Here is a 19,577-nt window from a genome sequence, read left to right as displayed (position 1 = left end):
GCCGAGGCCCCTGGTTGGGCCGAGCCGTTTCTATTAGGCCAGCGTAGCCACTGAGCCCGCGGTACAAACGCACAGCCGTGGCAAGCACCCACCGCTCGCCACGGTACTAAAAACCCCTTACAGCCCCGCCTTGAACTCCTTGTTCCAGAACTCCAGGCTGGCGGAGCGCTGACTGGCCAGGGCTTTCAGGTCATAGGAGTGAATGCGCGCCAGCTCTTGCTCCGTGAATCCCACCGACGCCTGCAGTTCGGGCGGTAAGGATGCATTGCGAACGGTTGGCGCGTAGCCCATGGTGTCGGCGAAGTGCACTTGGCCTGCCGGATCGAGCAGGGCATTCATGTATTTCCACGCCGCATCTTTATTGCGGCTGTTTTTCGGTACGGCTGCTTCGAAGGTCACGGGAATGGCGCCTTCCTCGGGGATGACGAACTCCAGTGGCAGGCCGGCTTCTTTCCACTGCAGGGCACGCGCTTTCCACATGCACGCGATCCAGATTTCACCCGACTTGAAAGCGGCGGCGACGGCTTCGTTCGAGGGAAACACCTTGGGCGAATTAGCTTGGAGTTTTTTCAGGAACTTATAGCCAGGTTCGAAGCTGGTGCCATTGCCACCCTCGGCCAGGCCGACAAACAGCGTGTTGAAATTGAAGAGAATGTCGGAGAACCCCACACGGCCCTTGTACTTGGGGTCCAACGCATCCTTGAATGAGTGCGGAGGCGTGGTGACCTTGTCCTTGTTATAGACCAGCACCATGGCGCTGAAAATATGGGGAATGGAATAGGGCGTCTTGAAGGTGTCGATCGCATTTGCGAGATTGGGCACGTTGTCTACGCTGACCGGTTCCAGCACACCCGCGGTGCTAGCGTCGTACATGTCCAGATCGCCCAGTAGTGCAACATCCATGGAGCCGCGTCGCGAATTGCGTTCAGCCTTGAGCTTGGTGTTACGTGCGGTGGCGTTACCCGTATCAAAGACGACGTCGATCCCTTGGGCGTTCACGATAGGGCTGATGAATTTCTGCAGCAGGTTCTGGTAGTCGCCGCCCCAGGTACCCACAACAACATTGGACGAGGCGCCATGCGCCATGCCAGGGATCAGAGGCAGGGCCGGCGCGATGGCCAGGCCCGCTGCCTGTTTGATAAAACCGCGTCGATGGAGATTGTGCTTATGCATAGTGCCCTCTGTAGAAATGGAATGGGTGCAGAGCATCCTGCCGGGGAAAAGAGAAAATGTATGGAAGAAATGTGCGCATGGCCGAGTTATCCGACGGTTTGATTATGCGCAGGCGGCCGCGGCCAGTGCGACCGGCGCGTCGGGAAACGCGGTATTGATGGCCGTGGCATCAATGTCGCGCGTGATGACGACGCAGATGTCTTCGGTGTTGACGCGCTGCATCAATCTGCGCGGCATGCCGAAGGTGGTTCCGACGCTTTGAATCAGTATAGGTTCGTCGCAGTCGGTTGTGTTGACGACCGCTTTGACTCGCAGCAAACGATCACCGCACAAACCTGCCAGGTCATCCAGCCAGATCGACATGTCTTCCCAGCTTGTGACGTCGCGCAGCGTGCCTTTCAGCACGTGAATGCGGGGATGTGCCAGCGCGCGAGTGTCGGGAGAAAATATCGCCCGTAGCGCGAGATCAACCGGATCGTTGGTGGACGCAATGGTGAAGGCTTGCTGCACGGCCAGGGCGCGATCGGTCTCGGCGACGATCTGTGCGAACGGGTTGACGCCACGAATGGTGCCGAGATGCTGTTCCAGGGTTTCCAGTGCGACCAAGTCGACTTTGGTCAGCACGATGCGTTGCGCGGCCGCTAGTTGTGCGGCGGCCTCGTCAAAGGACTCGATGTTCAGCAAACCCCGTTCGCAATCGTAGGTGCTGATGACCGATACGCGCAGGCCTCGTGCACTGAGCAGTGGATCCGCCAGGGACGCGATGATGGGGCCGGGGCGCGATAGCCCGCTGGTTTCCAGGACGATGCGTTTTAACGGCGCGCGACCCGCCGGCCTGGGGGCGTCGAGCAATGCCATCACCGTATCGACAAGACTGCTGCGCAGCGAGCAGCACACGCAGCCGTTGGCTAGCATGGTGACCGGCAGGTTTTGCGAGCCATCTTCCACAATGACACCGTCGATGCCAATTTCACCGGCTTCATTGACGATGACGCCGGTTTCTCCGCGGTCGTCGCCCTGGAGCAGATCGACGAGCAGCGAGGTCTTGCCGCTGCCCAGAAAGCCCGCAAGAATAATGAGTTCAATGGGCGTGTCGATGCGTCGCGTCGATGTCTCGGCGGCGTGTCCCGGGGAGGGTGCCGCCGATTGGGTCTCGGCAGCATTCGCGGCGAAATCAGCGGACATAGGGAGGTCTGTTTTTGTCGTCGCCCCAACCGTCGTTCACGAGCGCGCGCACGTCTGCCAGCAACTGGTCGACGTCATAGACCACGCCGGATTTGACGGTGTATTGCAGCGCACGACGCCATTCGGGTTTGCCCGTGCCGTCGTTCAGTCGCAGCGCACCGGTGCCGTACAGCAGCTTGAAATCCTCGAGTGGGTTTTCTTGCAGAATCAGCAGATCGGCACGCTTGCCGATATCGACCGAACCACGGTCCTCGCTGACGCCGAGGAGTTCGGCGCCTTGCGAGGTGGCGCTACGCAGCACCTCCAGGGGATGAAAGCCGGCCTCTTGCAGTAGTTCCAGTTCGCGAATCAGACCGAAACCAAATATCTGGAAGATGAATCCACTGTCGCTGCCGGCGCAAACACGGCCGCCGAGGTTCTTGTATTCGTTGATGAACTGCATCCAGATGCGGTAGTTTTCTTTCCACTCGATTTCGTTGGTGGTGCTCCAGCGATACCAGTAGGAACCATGGCCACCGCGTTGCGGCTGGAAGTATTTCCAGACGGCTTTCCAGGTGTAGTCGTCGTGCCAGTCGGCGCGGCGCGCACGCATCAGATCACGATTGGCGTCGTAGATGTTGAAGGTGGGAACGAACGTATGGCCCAATTCCAGGAACTGGTCCATGACGGATTTCCACTTTGCGCTACCGGGGGTCGCGGCTTGCTTGAAGGTCTGGCCGGCCAACGCGAAGCGAAAGTATTCGTCGTTGTAGTTGTAGTCGGTGGGGTAGTTCTGTACGACTTGATTTTCGAACAGGGCCTCGGGTAATCCGTAATAGTGTTCGGAACTGGTCAGGCCCCATTGGGCGGACTTGAGGGCGTTGACGCGGGTCACGGCCATTTGTGCATGGTGGCAACCGGAGCCCAGCCCGACCTTGGCGGCCTCGTCCAGCGCGGCCTGCATGATGGTCGGGGGGGCACCAAAAAACTTGATGCCATCAGCGCCACGAGCTTTCAGGCGTTGGACCCAGTCGCGCGCCTGATCGGGAGTGTGGATGGTTTTGACGCGATCGTTGACGGCAGGGAAATAGGCGTACGACAGAATGTGCGGCGCGGCGATCTCGTTCTTGGCCGAGGCGTCTTTTTGCTGCAGCGTGTATCCCAATCCATTGAGCCCGCCCATTTCACGCACGGTGGTAACGCCGTGCGCCAACCAGAGCTTGTAGATGTAGTCGGCGGGCGGCTCTACATCGCACATCGAGTGATAGGGCGTGCCGATGTGCGCATGCGAATCGATCAGCCCCGGCATGACGAATTTGCCGTGGCAGTCGATTTCATGATCGCCCGCGGCGGGGCGGCGGTCGGGGTTGATCGTGTCCAGCGAGGCGCCGACGCCAATGAGGGCGACGATACGTTCATTTTCGATCACGATATCGACCGGACCCCAGGGCGGCGCGCCGGTGCCGTCGATGATCGTGGCGCCGCGCAGCACCAAGCGCTTGAAGGGGCCGTCGCCTCGGTCACGGCGGGTGGCAGGGACCGGGGGCTTCCAGCCTTTGCTGGCATTCATGTCCCCCATTTCCTCGCCGGGCTGGGAGTTGATATAGGGATTGTCGGGCTTGGACATGGGGTTCCTTAATCAAATCAGTGTCGGGGATGAGGATCAGGCTGCGAGCTCGTCGTGATAGATCTGTCCGGCTTTCATGACCAGCGGAATGTGGTCGCCCTGGCCGAGCAGGCAATTGATGTCTTTGTAGGGGTTGCCATCGACCACCAGCACGTCGGCGATGGCGCCTTCGATGAGCTGGCCGAGTTTGCCCTGCATATTCAGAATTTCCGCACCGATCAGGGTGGCGCTTTGCAGGACCTCGAAGTTCGGGAGGACCTCGGCACGAATACGGAATTCGTCGCTTTGCAGCCGTTGTGACGGGCCGAGCAGGTCAGAGCCGAAACCCATCTTGACGCCGGCGCGCTTATAGAGCGCCAGCGAAGCCAGGCCCGCCGTGCGGACGGTGGCGATTTTGTCGACGCTATCGGCGGGCAAACCATAAGAGGCGCCTTCGTTGGCCAGGGCCTCGTAGGTGATCAGGGTGGGTACCACGTAGGCGCCTTTTTCTGCCATCAGCTTGGCGACGCGCTCGTCGATCAGGTTGCCGTGTTCGATCGTACGCACGCCATTGCGTACGGCGCGTTCGATGGCCTCGGCGGTATACGAGTGCGCCATGACATAGGTCTGGCGGCCCCGGGCCTCGGCCACGATGGCGGCAATCTCGTCCTCGGAATAACCGTAGGCCGCGATGGGGTCGGTGGGCGATGCGACGCCGCCCGAGGCCATGATCTTGATCTGATCGGCGCCCATTTGGAATTCCTCGCGCACGGCGCGGCGCAGGTTGTCGACGCCGTCGACGACGCGGCCGATGTCACCGGCTCGGAAACAGCAGCCGCAGTAACTCATGGGGCGAAGATGGTCCGAACGCTGGCGGGGATCGCCGTGCCCGCCGGTTTGGCTTAGCGCGCGTCCGGAAATGAACAACCGCGGGCCAATCACGGTGTCTTCTTCGACCGCGCATTTCAGGCCCCAGCCCGCACCGCCGGCATCGCGTAGCGTGGTGAAACCACGGCGCAGCATGGCCGCCATGATAGGCACGGCGCGCATCATCACCAGGGCATCCGGCAGGGCACCTTGGCTGCTGAGGTTGAGTTGGGTGGCCATCACGTGGCCATGCAGATCGATCAGGCCGGGCATGACGGTTTTGCCGCTGGCATCGATGACTCTGGCCGATGCCGCAGTGATGGGCTTGTCGGAGACCTCTTTGATCAGGCCATTTTCGACGAGGACGTCGTAGCCCTCTTGCAGTTCGGGCTGGGTGGGATCCAGCAAATTCCCGTTTTTAAATAGCACAGCGGACATTGAGGGTGCTCCTGGTATTCGGTAAAAAAGGATCAGGACACCATCGTCTTGACGTAGCGACGATGGATAAACCAGTTGGACAAGGTAGCCATGACCAGCGTGGCAACGACCAGCACGAGGGCCAGCGCAGCGCCGAACGGCCAGTTTGCGGCCTTGGTGATCTGGTCATACAGGGCCGGCGCCATCATGGTGATGCCGGTCCCGCCCAACAAGACCGGAGTCGCGTAGGCATTCATGCACAGAATGAAAACCAGCACGGTGCCCGCCGCGACACCGGGGGCGGCAATGGGCAGGACGATGCGATAAAAGGTCACGAAAAAATTTGCGCCGAGACTTTGCGAAGCCTCTTCGACGGCAAAATCGATGCCTTCGAGGACGCTTTGCAGGGTCAGGATAAAGTACGGCAGCACGACGCCCGTGGTGCCGACGATGACGGCAAATGGCGTGTACATCATCTGTAGCGGCTTGTCGATGAGTCCAAATAACTGCAGGAAATAGTTCACGAAACCGGCGTTGCCCAGAATGATCATCCAGCCTGCCGCGCGTACGACGTTGCCCACCATCAGCGGGAACACCAGCAAGATGATGAACAGGCTTTTGTAGCGGCTTTGGGATTTTGCCAAGAAATAGGCGACGGGAAAGCCCAGCACTAATGACAGTAGGGTGCACAGGCCCGCGACATAAACCGTATCGAGGAAGACCGCCCGGTAGTACGGGTCGCTAAAGAATTTGATATAGCTGTCCAGCGTGAAGCCTTCGACCATCATTGCATTATCGAAGTGGTTGAAGCTGTACCGGAACAACATCAGAATGGGCACGAGCATCACGATCAAGACCATGAGCGAGGCGGGGAACGCCAGGCTGGCGCCCATGCGCCGGCTCTGGCGCGCGCTTTTTTCAGCGGAATCCATGGTGTGTCGCCTTATTCGCTGAACAGCACGCAGTCCGCCGGGTCGAAGCACGCATGGACGCGCGCGCCTTCGGCCAGGTGCTGAATATGCTCGCCGCCACGGTTCGATATTTGGGCACTGACCGACTCGCCCGAATCCAGGCGTACGCGTACATCGATGATCGATCCCAGGTAAATGGCATTGTCGATGGTGCCGGCCAGCACGTTTGGCCCTTGGGGCTGGGTGCAGAGCATGACGCGCTCCGGGCGCACGCCGACTTTGTTGATGCTGCGATCGGTTCCGTCAATAACGATTTCGCGCTGGTGTTGCGTGATGAACCTGCCCGACTCGGCCACACTGCCGTCGAAGAAATTCATTCGCCCCAGAAAGTCCGCGACGAACAGATTGGCGGGCCGCTCATAGAGCGCCTCGGGCGAGCCGATTTGCTGGACCTTGCCGTCGTACATGATGGCCATGCGATCGGCAATGGCCAGGGCTTCTTCCTGATCGTGGGTGACGAAGATGGTAGTCAGTCCCAGGTTGCGCTGTAGTTCGCGGATTTCTTCGCGGACCTCGAGGCGTAGTTTGGCGTCCAAGTTGGAGAGGGGTTCATCCAGCAGGAATACGCGAGGCTGGATGGCCAGTGCACGAGCGATTGCTACGCGTTGTTGTTGCCCGCCCGAGAGTTGACGCGGATAGCGGTCATGGAATTGGGACATGCGCACCATGTCCAGCGCAGCGCGCATCCGTTTGTCGCGGTCGGCGGCGGGGACTTTGTGCATTTCCAGACCGAACAGGACGTTTTGACTGACGGTCATGTGGGGGAACAGCGCATATCGCTGAAACACCATGCCGGTATTGCGTTTGTGTACTGGCATATGGGTGACGTCGTCGTCGCCGATATGAATAGTGCCGGCCGTAGGCGGGATGAACCCGGCGATCATGCGCAAGGTGGTGGTTTTGCCGCAGCCGCTGGGGCCCAGAAAAGCGACCAGTTCGCCGTCCGCGATGTCGAGGGAAAAATCCGAGACTGCTACGGCAGAGCCGAACGTCTTTTTAAGCCGCTCTATAGAGACTTTTGCCATTGTTTTAAACCACCTGACTGAGTTTTACGAAGCGATCGGTCACGAGCATGACGATACCCAACAGCAAAATCTGGATCGCCGAGACCGCCGCAATGGTCGGGTCAAGGTTGAATTCGAGATATTGCATGATCGCAATCGGGAGCGTGGTGCGGCCGGGGCCCACCAGCGAGAGTGAGAGTTCGAGGTTTTCGAACGATACGACGAAGCTGAACAGCGAAGCCGCGACGATGGCGGGTCGAAGCATGGGCAGCGTAACCCGCCAGAATGCGATCCGTGGATTGGCCCCCAGGTTTCTGGCGGCCTCTGCGATGGAGGGATCGAGCCCGTGCATGCTGGCCGAGACCAGTCGTACCGTCCAGGGGATGGTCAGGCAGATGTGGGCAAGCACCAGTCCGCCGTACGTACCGACGACGTCCATGTCGAGAAAATTCTCGACCTGCAAATAGGCCAGGTAGATGGCGACACCCGCGACGATGCCGGGCACCAATAGCGGGGAAAGCAGCAGCGTGTTGATCAGGTTGTTGCCTTTGAAGGCATAACGAATGATGCCCAGTGATGCCGCCACGCCCAGCGTCACGCCGCAAATCGAGGCGATGGCGGCCACCTGCAGACTGGTAATGAACCCATTGACAAAGGCGGAATCGGTGACTGCCTTGTGATACCAGGAGAAGGTATAACCCGATGGCGGGAAATAGAGAATGGCGTCTTTGAAGAAGCTGAGCCACACGACAAAAATCAATGGGCTGAGCATGAAAAGGTACATCGCGACGATAAAAATGCGATGCAGCCATGTGATCCAAGGCGTCCGTGGTTTACGGCGAGAGCCAAGAGTGGCGGCAATGCGCATGTCAGCGCTGGCGGGGGTTTGCAATTCATTTACCTGTTTCAAGAGGCCTACTGCAAATCCATGCGACACACCTGGTTGCACCAAACCAATAAAGATGCAACCGATGCTAATTAATTAGGGCAACCTTTGATATCCGTATTAGCCCCTATGGTTGTACTCCGGATAATTTGCGGGGGGTAAACCCGTCGCGCCGTTGCATTCATAGCGATTTCTTGCAGGCCTCGCGTCAGGCGGTCGAGTTCGGGTTTGTGATGTTTTTTGCATTTGGCAGCGAATCAGACGCAGAATGTCACGGATGGTGCATGCGGTCTTGCTAGCATCATCACGCCGGGCTGACCCGGTTATGTCAATTTGCGCCATTCATGGGCGTTATTGGAGGCTGTCATGCAAGCAAAAAGAATATTTCCCCGTATCGCGACGTTGATCGCGGTGGCTGCGTTAGCCGCCGGCTGTGCGACGCAACAGCAAACCAATACCGCGGTCGGCACGGGCGCCGGTGCTGCGGCTGGCGCTGGGATTGGGGCCTTGATCGGCAATGGCAAGGGGGCGGCGATTGGCGCGGGTATTGGCGCTGTGGCCGGCGGCCTGATCGGCTACAACTGGTCGGGCGTCAAGAAAGATGTGCAGCAATCTGGCGCGTCGTCGCTCGGGATTGACGTGGTCGAAATGCCCGATGGCAGCCTGAAGGTCAATATCCCCAGCAACGTCTCGTTTGACACGGACAAGGCCGTACTGAAACCCGCGCTGTTGCCGGTGCTCGATAGTGTGGCGCGTGCGCTGACAGAGCACCCGGAACTGCGCACGAAAGTGGTGGGCCATACGGATAGCACGGGTGCCGCCGCGTATAACCAGACCCTGTCTGACAAGCGCGCTCGTAGCGTGACCACCTATCTGGCCGGCAAGGGCGTGGCTCAGAATCGCATGAGCATCGAAGGCCGTGCCGCCCGTGACCCGATCGCGGATAACGGAACCGCCGAAGGCCGTGCGGCAAACCGGCGCGTCGAGGTTTACTTGTACGCGGTAAAGCCGCAGTAAGAAAACAGCCCGCCGACAGGGGCGGGCTGTGAATGCCGTGGNGGGCCTTACGTGCCCGCCACGATAGATCGGTTAACCGCGCACGTAGTACACGCGCATGGCTTGCTGGCGGTCGCTGGGATCCATCACCTGGATGCGTATCGAGCGTGGGGTAAGACCCTCGGGCACCTCTGCCGTGCCTTGTGCCACGTGGTAGTGATTCAGTGTGATATCGATGGGAGGCAGATCGATCGCGCCCGCGCGCCCATTGCGATAGACGCCCTCTACGGTCAATCGCAATGTGCCCTTGAATTCGGGGCCTTTGCTGTCCCTCATCAAGAGCACTTGGTAGCTGAGTTTGCCCGGGGCGCGGCTGAACAGGCCGGAGCGCACGCCAATGTCGGTGCCGCGCGGATCCGGTGGGACCACGTTCTGGAAAACCGTCAGCGCTTTGTCGAGTTGCTGAAGCTGCTCGCGCGCTGCCGTCAGTTCAGTCGTCGCCTGTTTTTGAGCGGCCTGACTACTGTCACGTTGTGTCGTGGCCTCGCCGAGTTGCGTGCGCAGGCGCTGACGCTCGAGATTGGCCGCGTTCAGTTCAGACTGCAGTTGCTCGGATTGCTCGATCGTTAAGCGAGGCGGTCCGTAGTTGGCTTGCAAAAATAATACGCCGCCTGCGCCCAGGCCGACGCCGATCAACATCAAAAAAACCCAACGCGGCATCCGGCGAGCGCGTTTGCCGGGGTTATAGACCGACGGCTTGAAAGTGGCTCGTTGCGAGCGTCCGAACATCCCCATGCTTAAAACCTTGTGTGCGTGTGTTGCTGGCTGTGACGAGCCAAAATCGGTAAAGAATAACGTTTGTATCGTAGCTCAGGTTACGGCTGACAAATTTAGTTGCGTATTGCCGCCGTCGCGCAGGCTAGGTGGTGCTCAGTCGCGCATCCAGCATGGCCAGCCGTTGTGGGGTGCCGACGTCGGTCCACGTGCCGCGATGATGAGTGCCCAGAACCGTGCCGCGCTGCATGGCGGTGCGCAGCAACGGTGCCAGCGGGGCGGGGGTGGCCGCGGGCAAGGCGGCAAACAGGCTGGGACGGTACAGGCCGATCCCGGCAAAGGTCAACCGTTGGGATGCCCCGGCTGTACCCGAGATGCCGGCTTGACCCGCGGGCGCCGTGTCATCGCTCAACACGCGGCCTTGGGCGGACAGGACAAAGTCGCCCTTGGGATGATGCTCGGGGTTGTCGACCAGTAACAGCCACGCCTCGGCCTGGGCGGCGTTGAGCTCCTGCGCCCGGGTTTGCGCCTCGGTAGGGTCCCAGTCGCACCAGATGTCGCCATTGATGACCAGAAAAGGTGCTTGCCCGAGAAAGGGCAGGGCCTGGACGATGCCGCCTGCGGTTTCCAGGGCGGGCGGGGTTTCCGCGGAATAGGTGATGCGCACGTTGTATCGGCTGCCATCACCCAGTTGGGCAGGTAGTTGCTCGCCCAGCCAGGCGTGGTTGATCACCACTTGGTGTATGCCGGCCGCGGCCAGCCGTTCGAGGTGCCAGACGATGAGGGGTTTTCCACCGACCGGCAGCAATGGTTTGGGTGTGTGGTCGGTCAGGGGACGCATGCGTTCGCCGCGTCCGGCTGCCAAAATCATTGCATGCATCAGAACGTATACCCCACTTGGACTTCGCGATTGTCGAGTCGATCCAGGAGGCGAAGCAGGGGCTTGAAGACGCCATAGCGCTGCGCGACCTGTCGCACATAGGCATTGACGCGCGGGATATGTGTCAGGTAGACCGGCTTGCCATCGCGGTGATGCAGGCGGGCGAAAACACCCAGAATACGCAGGTTGCGTTGCAGGCTCATCCATTCATAAGCCTGATGAAAATCGGCGAAATCGCCATGGATGGGTAAACCGGCGGCACGCGCCATTTCCCAGTAGCGGATGGCCCAGTCCAGTTGTTGCGGTTCTTCCCAGGTGGTGCGTGCGTCCATGACCAGCGAGGCCAGGTCGTAGGTAATGGGGCCGGCCAGGGCGTCCTGGAAATCCAGAATGCCGGGGTTCGGGCCGAAAGCGGGGTCGTCGCAGACCATCAAGTTGGGCGAGTGAAAGTCGCGATGCACCAATACGGGCGGCTGAGCGGCATTGGCATCGGACAGCAGGCCAAAAATGTGCTGAATCGCCGTCGCGGTCTTGTCGTCGAGTTGCACGCCATGATGCCGCTCGACATACCACTGCGGGAAGAGCTCAAGCTCGTCTGCCAGACGGGGGCGGTCATAGGCGGATAACCCCTCGGTGCGCGCCTGTTGCATGCGCACCAGTGCGGCCAGGGCCTCGCGGTAGAGATTTTGTAACTGATCGTCGGGCAGGCCCGCCTGGATGCGTTGGTAATAGGTGTCGTGTCCCAGGTCCGATAGCAATAGCAGGCCTTGGTCGGGGGCCTGCGCCAGTATCTCGGGAACGTTCAGCCCGGTTTCCCGCAACAGGTCGCCGACGTGCAGAAACGGGCGGACGTCTTCGTGTGGCGGGGGCGCATCCATGATAATGGCCGTGCGTGCGCCGGCGCGAATGCGGAAATAGCGTCGAAAACTAGCGTCGCTAGAGGCCGGTTGCAGGGTTTCGGGGGCCAATGCCAACTCGGCGGGCAGGGTCGTTAGCCAAGTCTGGACCTGGGTCAGGCGGGGGTCGTGATCGGTGCTCAAGGGGGCCGTCTCGCAATACGGTAGGGTTTGGTTGCTTGCCGGGCGTGTTCTGTTAAAAACGTTATGCTCAGCTTCTCTATAATACCGGGTCGCCCCTCCTGACATGCATGCGAATGTGTATGTCCTGTCCGGGTCATTATCGCCGCCGTGCAGATTGGCATCGGGGCGGGTGTTTTTTATCAATAAGGCGTGCATTTACGGTGAGTATGGTCCGGTGGTTGATCCTCTCTGCTGTCAGCTTGGCCGGTGCCGTCCATGCGCAGGGCAGCCAGGGAACGCGTTTGCCCGCCGAGGCCAATGCGACTGGAGCGCCGACTTTGCGCGCGACGCCCCAACTGCGCAGCTCTACAGGCCTGCAGGAGCACAACCCGCCTGACGATAGCGTGCCGTCTTATTTGCAGGCCGATCATATCCAGGGCGACCCGAATGCCAATGTGACGTTGACGGGTAACGCCGAGGTGCGTCGTATAGACGGGGTGGTCAAGGGCGACAAGATCGACTATCGCAACGATACCGGTGCGACTGACCTCCAGGGCAGTGTGCGCATGATGCGTGGCGGCACGCTCGTGACGGGTCCAGCGGCACAGTTCAATATGGATACGGATAGCGGCGAGATCGAATCGCCGAATTTCTGGATCGGCGCGAATGGCGGTACGGCGCGTGCGGATCAGGCCGAGATTTTCAGTCGTTCGCAAATGCGGCTGACGAACGTGCAGTACAGTGGCTGCCCGTGCCCCAATCCGTCCTGGTACATCGAGGCTGATAGCGCTGATCTCGATTTCGACGAAAACGAAGGCGTGGCCCGCAATGGCGTGCTGTATTTCAAGGACGTGCCGTTGTTCGGATTGCCGTATCTGACGTTTCCGGTCAAAAAAGAACGTAAGTCAGGCTTTTTGGTGCCGACGTACGGGCTGACCAGTAATAGCGGCCTGGATCTGTCCATTCCGTATTACTTCAATCTGGCTCCCAACTACGATTTGACGCTGCAGCCCCGCTATCTGAGCAAACGCGGCCCGCAGTTGGGCGCCGAGTTCCGGTATATGGGCCAGTCCTATTCGGGTGACATGGTTGGTACGTATATGTCCCGTGACCAGGACACGGGGGACCGGCGCTGGATGTTCCGTTCGCGGCACCAGCAATTGCTGGGGAACGGGTTTTCCGCCGATTGGGACTATGCCAGGGTTTCCGACAACGACTATTTTCGGGATTTTTCCACATTGGGCCTGAACGAGGCTTCAACGACGTATTTGCCGCAGCGTGGCCGGGTGGGCTGGAGCGATCGTTACTGGAATGCCTATGCCCAGGTCTACAAGTACCAGACCCTGCAGGACGAAGACGCACTGCTCGCGCCGCCCTACAACAAAGTCCCCGAACTCTACCTGAAGGGCTCGCGGTATGACGCCAATGGCTTCGATGTCGAGTGGACCAATACGGCGGTGCGTTTCGAACGGCCCTTGCTCAACGACGAGCGCCTGGGTCCGGACGGAGATCGGTTGCAAAGTTATTTGACGGCGTCCTACCCGATCGTGCGTCCAGGCTGGTTCGTGGTTCCCAAGGCCGGCATTCACCATACGCAATACAAGACCGATTGGTATCGGTTGAATCAGAACGAGAGCAATATGTCGCGCACCCTGCCGATTTTTTCGGTGGATGCGGGCATGGTGTTTGAGCGGGACACCACGCTATTTGGCAACGACTCGATCCAGACATTGGAGCCTCGACTGTATTACCTGAACGTGCCTTATCGGGACCAGTCCAAGCTCCCGGTGTATGACACCACGCTGGCGAATTTCAGTTTCGAGCAGGCGTTCGAAGAAAATATTTATACGGGTGGCTGGGATCGTATTGCTAACGCCAACCAGTTGACGGCCGCATTGACCACCCGTTGGCTCGACGCGGATAGTGGCTTTGAGCGGTTGTCATTGTCGGCGGCGCAGCGTCTGTATTTCGAAGATCAACGCGTCACATTACCGGGTGAAAGCCCACGCGAAGACCGTAATGTGCGCTCCGACTTTCTGGTGGCGGCGAGCGCCGCGCTGACCGATACACTCAGCACCGCGGTCGCGGCGCAGTACGATCCCTACGACAACAATTGGTCTCGTGGCCTGATCAGTGCCCGGTGGCGGCCGCAACGCCTGACCTCGGTGGCGCTATCGTATCGCTATCAGCGCAATCCGCTACCGGACACCGGGATTTATCAGCCGCGCGGCCAGAACCAAATCAGTCTGGCATTCCAATGGCCATTTACACAACGGTGGTACGGTGTAGGCCGGATCGATTATTCGTTGGGCTCTGAACAAGCAACGGATACGTCGGCCAACGAGTCTTCCCGCGTGACGCAGGCGATCGCCGGCGTCGAGTACAAGGGGGATTGCTGCTGGACGGGCCGGGTAGTGTTCCAGCGCTATGCCGTGTCAGCATCCGACACCAACACCGCGCTGTTTTTCCAATTGGAATTGAGCGGTTTGGGTTCATTGGGCACAGACCCGATGAGCCTGCTGAACAAGAGTATTCCTGGGTATCAGTCTGTGACGCCGCAGACGCCTCAGGGCACGACATTTGAAAGGTATGAATGATGCGTAGCTTGCACACTTTGCGCCGGCTGTCCGGTAACCTGTTGGTCTTGACTGCATGCGCGTCTGTGCCTGTCGCCTACGCGCAGCAGCCTACGACCCGCGGGTCGGTCAAGCCCGCCGCCGCGCAATCCGCCAAGCAGGGCGATCAGTTTGTCGATGGCATTGCCGCAGTGGTCAACAAAGACGTCATTACGCTGCGTGAGGTCGATAGCGCCTCAAAACGCGCTATCGAAGATCTGCAGCGGCGCGGTATTCAGGTGCCGCCTCAAGATATCCTGCGGCGCCAGGTGTTGCAAAGCCTGATCATCGAGCGCGTGCAGACCCAAGAGGCGGACCGTCTGGGGATCCGCGTCAATGACGGGCAGATCGATCAGGCCATTGCCAGTATTGCCGAACGCAATCGTATAACGCCACAGCAAATGCGGGCTGAGGTCGAAAAATCCGGCGTGAAATGGGAGGATTACCGCAAATCCTTATCCAATGATCTGCGTATGAATCGCCTGCGCCAGCGCGCGGTGGACTCGAACATCGTCATCAGCGATGCCGAGGTCGACGCATTCCTGAAAGATCGCGCCAACAATCCCGCGGTGGGCGCCGCGCCCTCCGCGCCCTCCGCGCCCTCACCCGCGCAGCGTGCGCCGCAGGCACGCGCACAGTCCGGACCCGAGCAAGTCGCACTGGGGCAGATTCTGATCCGCGTCCCCGAGGGCGCCAGTTCCTCAGAGGTCGCCGAGTTGCGTAAAAAAGCGGAAAGCGTCCTCGCGCGTCTGAAAAAGGGCAGTGATTTCGCGAGTCTGGCCGCCGAAACGTCGGATGGCCCAGAGGCACTGCAAGGCGGTGTGATGGGCGCCCGTCCGATGGACGGTTGGCCTGACCTGTTCGTTCAGGCGATTGCTTCGCTGTCGCCCGGACAGGTGAGTGATGTGATTCAAAGCGGTAACGGCTTTCATATCCTGAAGGTGCTCGATCGCGCCGGCGGGGCGCCCGCTCAGCCTGCTCAGCAGCCAGCGCCGCAAAGTCCCGCCGTGGCTCCTCAACCGGGCCAAGGCATGCCCACGCAGCAAGGGCCGGTGCAAGTGACGCAAACGCATGCGCGTCATATTCTGGTCAAAACCTCCGCCGTGATGACCGACGATCAAGCCCGTCAGCGACTGGAGCAAATTCGTCAGCGCGTCATCAACGGAGGGGCTTCGTTTAGCGATATGGCTCGCCAGTACTCCGAAGACGGCAATGCGCCGCAAGGCGGTGACTTGGGTTGGGTGAATCCGGGCGAGATGGTGCCTGCGTTCGAACAGGCCATGAACGCACTGCCCGTGGGTGGCCTCAGCGAACCCGTGCTGTCGCCATTCGGTTGGCATTTGATTCAGGTCGAAGAACGCCGTGAGCACGATGTCAGCGACGACTTGCAACGCATGCAGGCCCGTCAGATCCTGTTCGAACGCCGTGCTCAGCCTGCGTTCGAAGACTGGGTCGAACAACTGCGTACCGGGGCATATATCGATAATCGCCTCGAAAAACAGATGGCCGACGACCAAAATAATCGCTAAGCGTTTCGAGTGCATCCATGAGCAAGCACCAGGCGCGCAAGCGTTTCGGACAACACTTTCTGACCGACGAAAGTGTGATTGAAGGCATCGTGCGGGCCATCGCGCCCGCATCGGATGACCACGTCGTCGAAATCGGGCCGGGGTTGTCTGCATTGACGCAGCCCCTGTTGCGTAGTCTGGCGCATTTGACCGTGGTCGAGATTGACCGCGATCTTGCCGCGCGGTTGCGCGGCAAGCACACCGCCGAACGGTTGACCGTAATCGAAGCCGATGCCCTGACGGTCGATTTCGCGAGCCTGGGGGCCGGACTGCGCGTCGTGGGTAATCTGCCCTACAACATTTCCAGCCCGCTCCTCTTTCACTTGATGGCCGCCGCCGATACGGTGCGCGATCAGCATTTCATGTTGCAACGTGAGGTCATTGATCGCATGGTGGCCACACCGGGTAGCTCGGATTTCGGGCGCTTGTCGGTCATGCTGCAATCGCGCTATCGCATGGAAAAACTGTTCGATGTGCCGCCGGAGGCTTTCGACCCCCCTCCGCGTGTCGTGTCAGCGGTAGTGCGTATGGTGCCGTTGCCCATCGACCGCGTGCGTCCTATCAGCGAGTCGGCATTGGAAAAAGTGGTGGCGCGAGCCTTCGCGCAACGCCGCAAGATGCTGCGGCGCGCGCTGGGGGACTGGGCGGCACTCGTACCCTGGGAGGCACTTGACATTGCGCCAACCGCGCGCGCCGAGGAAATTTCTGTCGACAAGTTCATCAAAATGACTGATGCGCTGGTCGAGGCGGGTGTCGTCTCGGCCTAAAGCCCTGGTCGGGACGGACGATGTGGCGGCAGGCATTGCCGCCCTATAGCATGCGCTTGCTGGCTGCCAACCACAGTTGCGTAACATCGCGGGCACGGTCGGACAAATACTGTGCAGCGTTGTCGCAGGCGTGTTGCAGGCTGATCGGCCCCGGCGCCAGACTGAAGGCGGCGGTGATACCCCCGGCATGCAGGTCTTGATAGCCCTCTCCCAACGAGCCCGCCAATGCGATCACTGGGACCCCCGCTCGCTGCGCAATACGGGCGACCCCAGCGGGCGTTTTGCCGCGTAACGTTTGGGCGTCCATGCGACCCTCGCCGGTGAAGGCCAGCGTGGCGCCCTCCATGGCTTGTGCCAGCCGGCCGAGCTCTGCCACGACCTCGACACCGGGACGAAAGCGCGCATTCAAAAAAGCGTGCGCCGCAAAACCTAATCCACCCGCCGCACCCGCGCCCGGCGCGTCGCGCATATCACGTCCCAAGTCGCGGGCGCAGACATCGGCCAATCGACCCAGACATTTATCCAGGAACGCGACCTGCTCTGGCGAGGCGCCTTTTTGGGGGCCGAAAATATGCGACGCGCCTTGTGGGCCACATAGCGGATTGTCGACATCCGATGCGATGTCGAGTTGAACCTGGGCGAGACGTGGATCCAGCCCTTGCGTGTCGACACGGTCCAGGTCGGCCAACGCTGCTGCGCCAAGGGCCAAGTCTTGACCCGCCTGGTCCAGAAAACGCACGCCTAATGCGCTTAGCAGACCCGCTCCGCCATCGTTGGTCGACGACCCGCCCAGACCCAGAATAATGCGCTGCGCACCGGCATCCAGCGCCGCACGCAACAGTTGCCCAACCCCCACGCTGCTGGCGCGCAGCGGATCGCGTTGATCCGGTGGCGTGTGCTCCAGGCCGGCCGCGGCCGCCATTTCGATGACTGCTGTCTTGTCCTCGAGCCAGCCCCACGCGGCATCCCGCGATGCCCCTAACGCGTCGCGCACAGTGGTCGACCGCCATTGCCCGCCGGCAGCGGCCAGGACGGCCTCGACGGTGCCTTCGCCACCATCGGCCATCGGCACACACACGGTATGCGCGCCAGGGTAGGCTTGCTTAATACCGCGTTCGATAGCCGCAGCCGCGTCGGGCGCAGAAAGACTTTCTTTAAACGAATCGGGGGCGATGACAATTTTCACGGGGATGATCGTAGATAGCAGAGAGAGGGACGAGGAAAGCGGTAGGGTAGAGTTTGCAATGAAAGATGTTAATAATACCCGCGCAGCCGTGAGACTTTGTTAGGTACCTGATTGCCTGCAATGTCGGAGGCCGGCGTACCATACCGTATTCGTCGTTTCGAGAGAGAGGTCATTTATGTCCGTATTGCGTCGCACCAAAATTGTCGCCACGCTGGGGCCGGCCACATCAACGCCAGAACAGCTGGAAGCGTTGGTGCGTGCGGGCATCGATGTGGCGCGATTGAACTTCTCGCACGGCACCGCCGACGACCATCGCGAACGTGCACGTTTAGTGCGCGACATCGCCGCCAAACAAGGCCGCTATGTCGCTCTGATGGGCGACCTGCAAGGCCCTAAAATTCGCATCGCACGGTTCACTGACAAGCAAATCGTCCTGCACACGGGCGATAAATTCATCTTGTCGAACAGCCATCCCAACGACGAGGGCAATACGTCCATCGTCGGCATCGACTACCCCGAGTTAGTCAAAGACTGTCAGCCGGGCGATGAGTTGCTGCTCGACGATGGTCGTGTTGTGCTGGTCGTGGATCATATCGTCGATGACGCGGTGCACACCACCGTCACCGTCGGTGGCCCCCTGTCGAACAACAAGGGTATCAATCGACGCGGCGGCGGCCTGTCGGCCCCCAGCCTGACCGACAAAGACCGCGCTGACATCCTCGTTGCCGCCGAGTTGAAACTCGAGTACGTGGCCGTGTCGTTCCCACGTTACGGCAGCGATATCGACGAAGCACGACAGTTGGTACAAGCGGCAGGCAGCAGTGCCTGGATCGTCGCCAAGATCGAACGCGCCGAAGCTGTCGTCGACGACCAGGCCCTTGACGCATTGATTCGCGCCAGCGATGGCGTCATGGTGGCTCGCGGCGACCTCGGTGTAGAGGTCGGTGATGCCGAACTGGTCGGCATCCAGAAGCGCATCATTCAACATGCGCGCACGCTGAATAAGGTCGTGATCACGGCGACGCAGATGATGGAGTCAATGATCTCCAGTCCGTTGCCCACACGCGCCGAAGTCTCCGATGTGGCTAATGCCGTCCTGGACTACACGGACGCCGTCATGTTGTCCGCGGAGAGCGCCTCGGGCCAGTACCCCGTCGAAGCCGTGCAAGCCATGGCCCGCGTATGCCTGGGTGCAGAAAAACACCCCACCACGACGCGTTCGCACCACCGCCTGGGCGAAACCTTTACCCGCTGCGACGAGACCATCGCCCTGGCCGCCATGTACGCCGCCAATCATTTCCCGGGCGTCAAGGCCATCATCGCGCTGACCGAAAGCGGGCACACCCCGCTCATCATGTCGCGCATCCGCTCAGGCGTACCGATCTACTGCTATAGCCCACACAGCGAAACTCAGCATCGAACAGCACTCTTTCGTGGTGTCTACACGATCCCGTTCGACCCGACCGCCTACGACCCCGCAGATCTGAGCAACGCCGCGATCGATGAACTCAAGAAGCGCGGACGCGTGCAAGAGGGCGACTGGGTAATCCTCACCAAAGGGGATTCTTATCGCGATAGCGGTGGGACGAATGGCATGAAAATTCTCGTTGTCGAGTAGGTTTTGCTTGCGGTGAGTGGCAGTTCTTGAGACGCCGCTGTCCGCCGTGTAAAGGCCACGCCGGCC

At 60.2% G+C, this 19,577-nt stretch carries 16 protein-coding genes; 5 read left to right on the top strand and 11 right to left on the bottom strand.

Features of this window, described 5'->3' with window-relative positions:
• Positions 1-117 precede the first annotated feature (117 nt).
• From ACNAZS_RS17205 to ACNAZS_RS17175, 7 genes are all read right to left on the bottom strand, one after another.
• On the bottom strand, positions 118-1,173 hold the full coding sequence (locus tag ACNAZS_RS17205; protein WP_415791502.1) for an ABC transporter substrate-binding protein: 1,056 nt from the start codon (positions 1,171-1,173) through the stop codon (positions 118-120).
• A gap of 102 nt (positions 1,174-1,275) precedes the next feature.
• A complete protein-coding gene (locus ACNAZS_RS17200) occupies positions 1,276-2,358 on the bottom strand; it encodes a CobW family GTP-binding protein (RefSeq protein WP_415791500.1) in 1,083 nt (360 codons plus the stop codon).
• On the bottom strand, positions 2,348-3,964 hold the full coding sequence (locus tag ACNAZS_RS17195; RefSeq protein ID WP_415791498.1) for an amidohydrolase family protein: 1,617 nt from the start codon (positions 3,962-3,964) through the stop codon (positions 2,348-2,350). Before ACNAZS_RS17195 ends, ACNAZS_RS17200 begins: the two co-directional genes overlap by 11 nt.
• Positions 3,965-4,000: 36 nt before the next feature.
• Complete coding sequence (locus ACNAZS_RS17190; protein ID WP_415791496.1) at positions 4,001-5,248, bottom strand: metal-dependent hydrolase family protein; 1,248 nt, start codon at positions 5,246-5,248, stop codon at positions 4,001-4,003.
• Between the two features lie 32 nt (positions 5,249-5,280).
• Positions 5,281-6,159: an ABC transporter permease gene (locus ACNAZS_RS17185; RefSeq protein WP_415791494.1), complete on the bottom strand. Its 879-nt coding sequence runs from the start codon at positions 6,157-6,159 to the stop codon at positions 5,281-5,283.
• Positions 6,160-6,170: 11 nt separating this feature from the next.
• A complete protein-coding gene (locus ACNAZS_RS17180; RefSeq protein WP_415791492.1) occupies positions 6,171-7,223 on the bottom strand; it encodes an ABC transporter ATP-binding protein in 1,053 nt (350 codons plus the stop codon).
• A 4-nt stretch (positions 7,224-7,227) separates the two neighbouring features.
• Positions 7,228-8,070 carry an ABC transporter permease gene (locus tag ACNAZS_RS17175; protein ID WP_415791938.1) on the bottom strand — a complete coding sequence of 281 codons (843 nt, stop codon included), beginning with the start codon at positions 8,068-8,070 and terminating at the stop codon, positions 7,228-7,230.
• 384 nt (positions 8,071-8,454) lie between these two features.
• Here ACNAZS_RS17175 and ACNAZS_RS17170 point away from each other — a divergent pair, with 384 nt between their 5' ends.
• On the top strand, positions 8,455-9,105 hold the full coding sequence (locus ACNAZS_RS17170) for an OmpA family protein (protein ID WP_415791490.1): 651 nt from the start codon (positions 8,455-8,457) through the stop codon (positions 9,103-9,105).
• 72 nt (positions 9,106-9,177) lie between these two features.
• Here the strand turns inward: ACNAZS_RS17170 and ACNAZS_RS17165 are convergent, their stop codons facing one another.
• From ACNAZS_RS17165 to ACNAZS_RS17155, 3 genes are all read right to left on the bottom strand, one after another.
• Complete coding sequence (locus tag ACNAZS_RS17165) at positions 9,178-9,873, bottom strand: DUF6776 family protein (protein WP_415791937.1); 696 nt, start codon at positions 9,871-9,873, stop codon at positions 9,178-9,180.
• 130 nt (positions 9,874-10,003) lie between these two features.
• Entirely contained in the window at positions 10,004-10,738 is a 735-nt protein-coding gene (murU, locus tag ACNAZS_RS17160) for an N-acetylmuramate alpha-1-phosphate uridylyltransferase MurU (protein ID WP_415791488.1), read from the bottom strand.
• Positions 10,738-11,778 (bottom strand): aminoglycoside phosphotransferase family protein, encoded by a 1,041-nt coding sequence (locus ACNAZS_RS17155; RefSeq protein ID WP_415791486.1) that lies wholly within the window; start codon positions 11,776-11,778, stop codon positions 10,738-10,740. Before ACNAZS_RS17155 ends, murU begins: the two co-directional genes overlap by 1 nt.
• Before the next feature lie 200 nt (positions 11,779-11,978).
• Here ACNAZS_RS17155 and ACNAZS_RS17150 point away from each other — a divergent pair, with 200 nt between their 5' ends.
• The 3 genes from ACNAZS_RS17150 to rsmA are packed head-to-tail and all read left to right on the top strand — an operon-like array spanning position 11,979 to position 16,707.
• A complete protein-coding gene (locus ACNAZS_RS17150; protein WP_415791484.1) occupies positions 11,979-14,354 on the top strand; it encodes an LPS-assembly protein LptD in 2,376 nt (791 codons plus the stop codon).
• Positions 14,351-15,901, top strand: coding sequence for a peptidylprolyl isomerase (locus ACNAZS_RS17145; protein ID WP_415791482.1), 1,551 nt, complete (start codon positions 14,351-14,353; stop codon positions 15,899-15,901). Before ACNAZS_RS17150 ends, ACNAZS_RS17145 begins: the two co-directional genes overlap by 4 nt.
• A gap of 17 nt (positions 15,902-15,918) precedes the next feature.
• A complete protein-coding gene (rsmA, locus tag ACNAZS_RS17140) occupies positions 15,919-16,707 on the top strand; it encodes a 16S rRNA (adenine(1518)-N(6)/adenine(1519)-N(6))-dimethyltransferase RsmA (RefSeq protein ID WP_415791480.1) in 789 nt (262 codons plus the stop codon).
• A gap of 43 nt (positions 16,708-16,750) precedes the next feature.
• Here rsmA and ACNAZS_RS17135 read toward each other — a convergent pair whose 3' ends face one another.
• The gene (locus ACNAZS_RS17135; RefSeq protein ID WP_415791478.1) at positions 16,751-17,893 is read right to left on the bottom strand and encodes a glycerate kinase; all 1,143 of its coding nucleotides are present in this window, start codon (positions 17,891-17,893) and stop codon (positions 16,751-16,753) included.
• Between the two features lie 175 nt (positions 17,894-18,068).
• Here ACNAZS_RS17135 and pyk point away from each other — a divergent pair, with 175 nt between their 5' ends.
• Positions 18,069-19,511, top strand: coding sequence for a pyruvate kinase (pyk, locus tag ACNAZS_RS17130; protein ID WP_415791476.1), 1,443 nt, complete (start codon positions 18,069-18,071; stop codon positions 19,509-19,511).
• Positions 19,512-19,577: the final 66 nt, after the last annotated feature.

Origin of the sequence: Bordetella tumulicola (genome assembly GCF_965138755.1) — a bacterium.
GTDB lineage: Bacteria > Pseudomonadota > Gammaproteobacteria > Burkholderiales > Burkholderiaceae_B > Bordetella_A > Bordetella_A tumulicola.
The sequence above is the reverse complement of the archived record's forward strand: the minus strand, read 5'-3'. Positions and strand labels throughout refer to the sequence as shown.

Bases quoted from the DNA above. Each gene is read 5' to 3' on its own strand.
- ACNAZS_RS17205 (WP_415791502.1), bottom strand. From the start codon at position 1,173: ATGCATAAGCACAATCTCCATCGACGCGGTTTTATCAAACAGGCAGCG.
- ACNAZS_RS17200 (WP_415791500.1), bottom strand. From the start codon at position 2,358: ATGTCCGCTGATTTCGCCGCGAATGCTGCCGAGACCCAATCGGCGGCA.
- ACNAZS_RS17195 (WP_415791498.1), bottom strand. From the start codon at position 3,964: ATGTCCAAGCCCGACAATCCCTATATCAACTCCCAGCCCGGCGAGGAA.
- ACNAZS_RS17190 (WP_415791496.1), bottom strand. From the start codon at position 5,248: ATGTCCGCTGTGCTATTTAAAAACGGGAATTTGCTGGATCCCACCCAG.
- ACNAZS_RS17185 (WP_415791494.1), bottom strand. From the start codon at position 6,159: ATGGATTCCGCTGAAAAAAGCGCGCGCCAGAGCCGGCGCATGGGCGCC.
- ACNAZS_RS17180 (WP_415791492.1), bottom strand. From the start codon at position 7,223: ATGGCAAAAGTCTCTATAGAGCGGCTTAAAAAGACGTTCGGCTCTGCC.
- ACNAZS_RS17175 (WP_415791938.1), bottom strand. From the start codon at position 8,070: ATGCGCATTGCCGCCACTCTTGGCTCTCGCCGTAAACCACGGACGCCT.
- ACNAZS_RS17170 (WP_415791490.1), top strand. From the start codon at position 8,455: ATGCAAGCAAAAAGAATATTTCCCCGTATCGCGACGTTGATCGCGGTG.
- ACNAZS_RS17165 (WP_415791937.1), bottom strand. From the start codon at position 9,873: ATGTTCGGACGCTCGCAACGAGCCACTTTCAAGCCGTCGGTCTATAAC.
- murU (WP_415791488.1), bottom strand. From the start codon at position 10,738: ATGCATGCAATGATTTTGGCAGCCGGACGCGGCGAACGCATGCGTCCC.
- ACNAZS_RS17145 (WP_415791482.1), top strand. From the start codon at position 14,351: ATGATGCGTAGCTTGCACACTTTGCGCCGGCTGTCCGGTAACCTGTTG.
- rsmA (WP_415791480.1), top strand. From the start codon at position 15,919: ATGAGCAAGCACCAGGCGCGCAAGCGTTTCGGACAACACTTTCTGACC.
- pyk (WP_415791476.1), top strand. From the start codon at position 18,069: ATGTCCGTATTGCGTCGCACCAAAATTGTCGCCACGCTGGGGCCGGCC.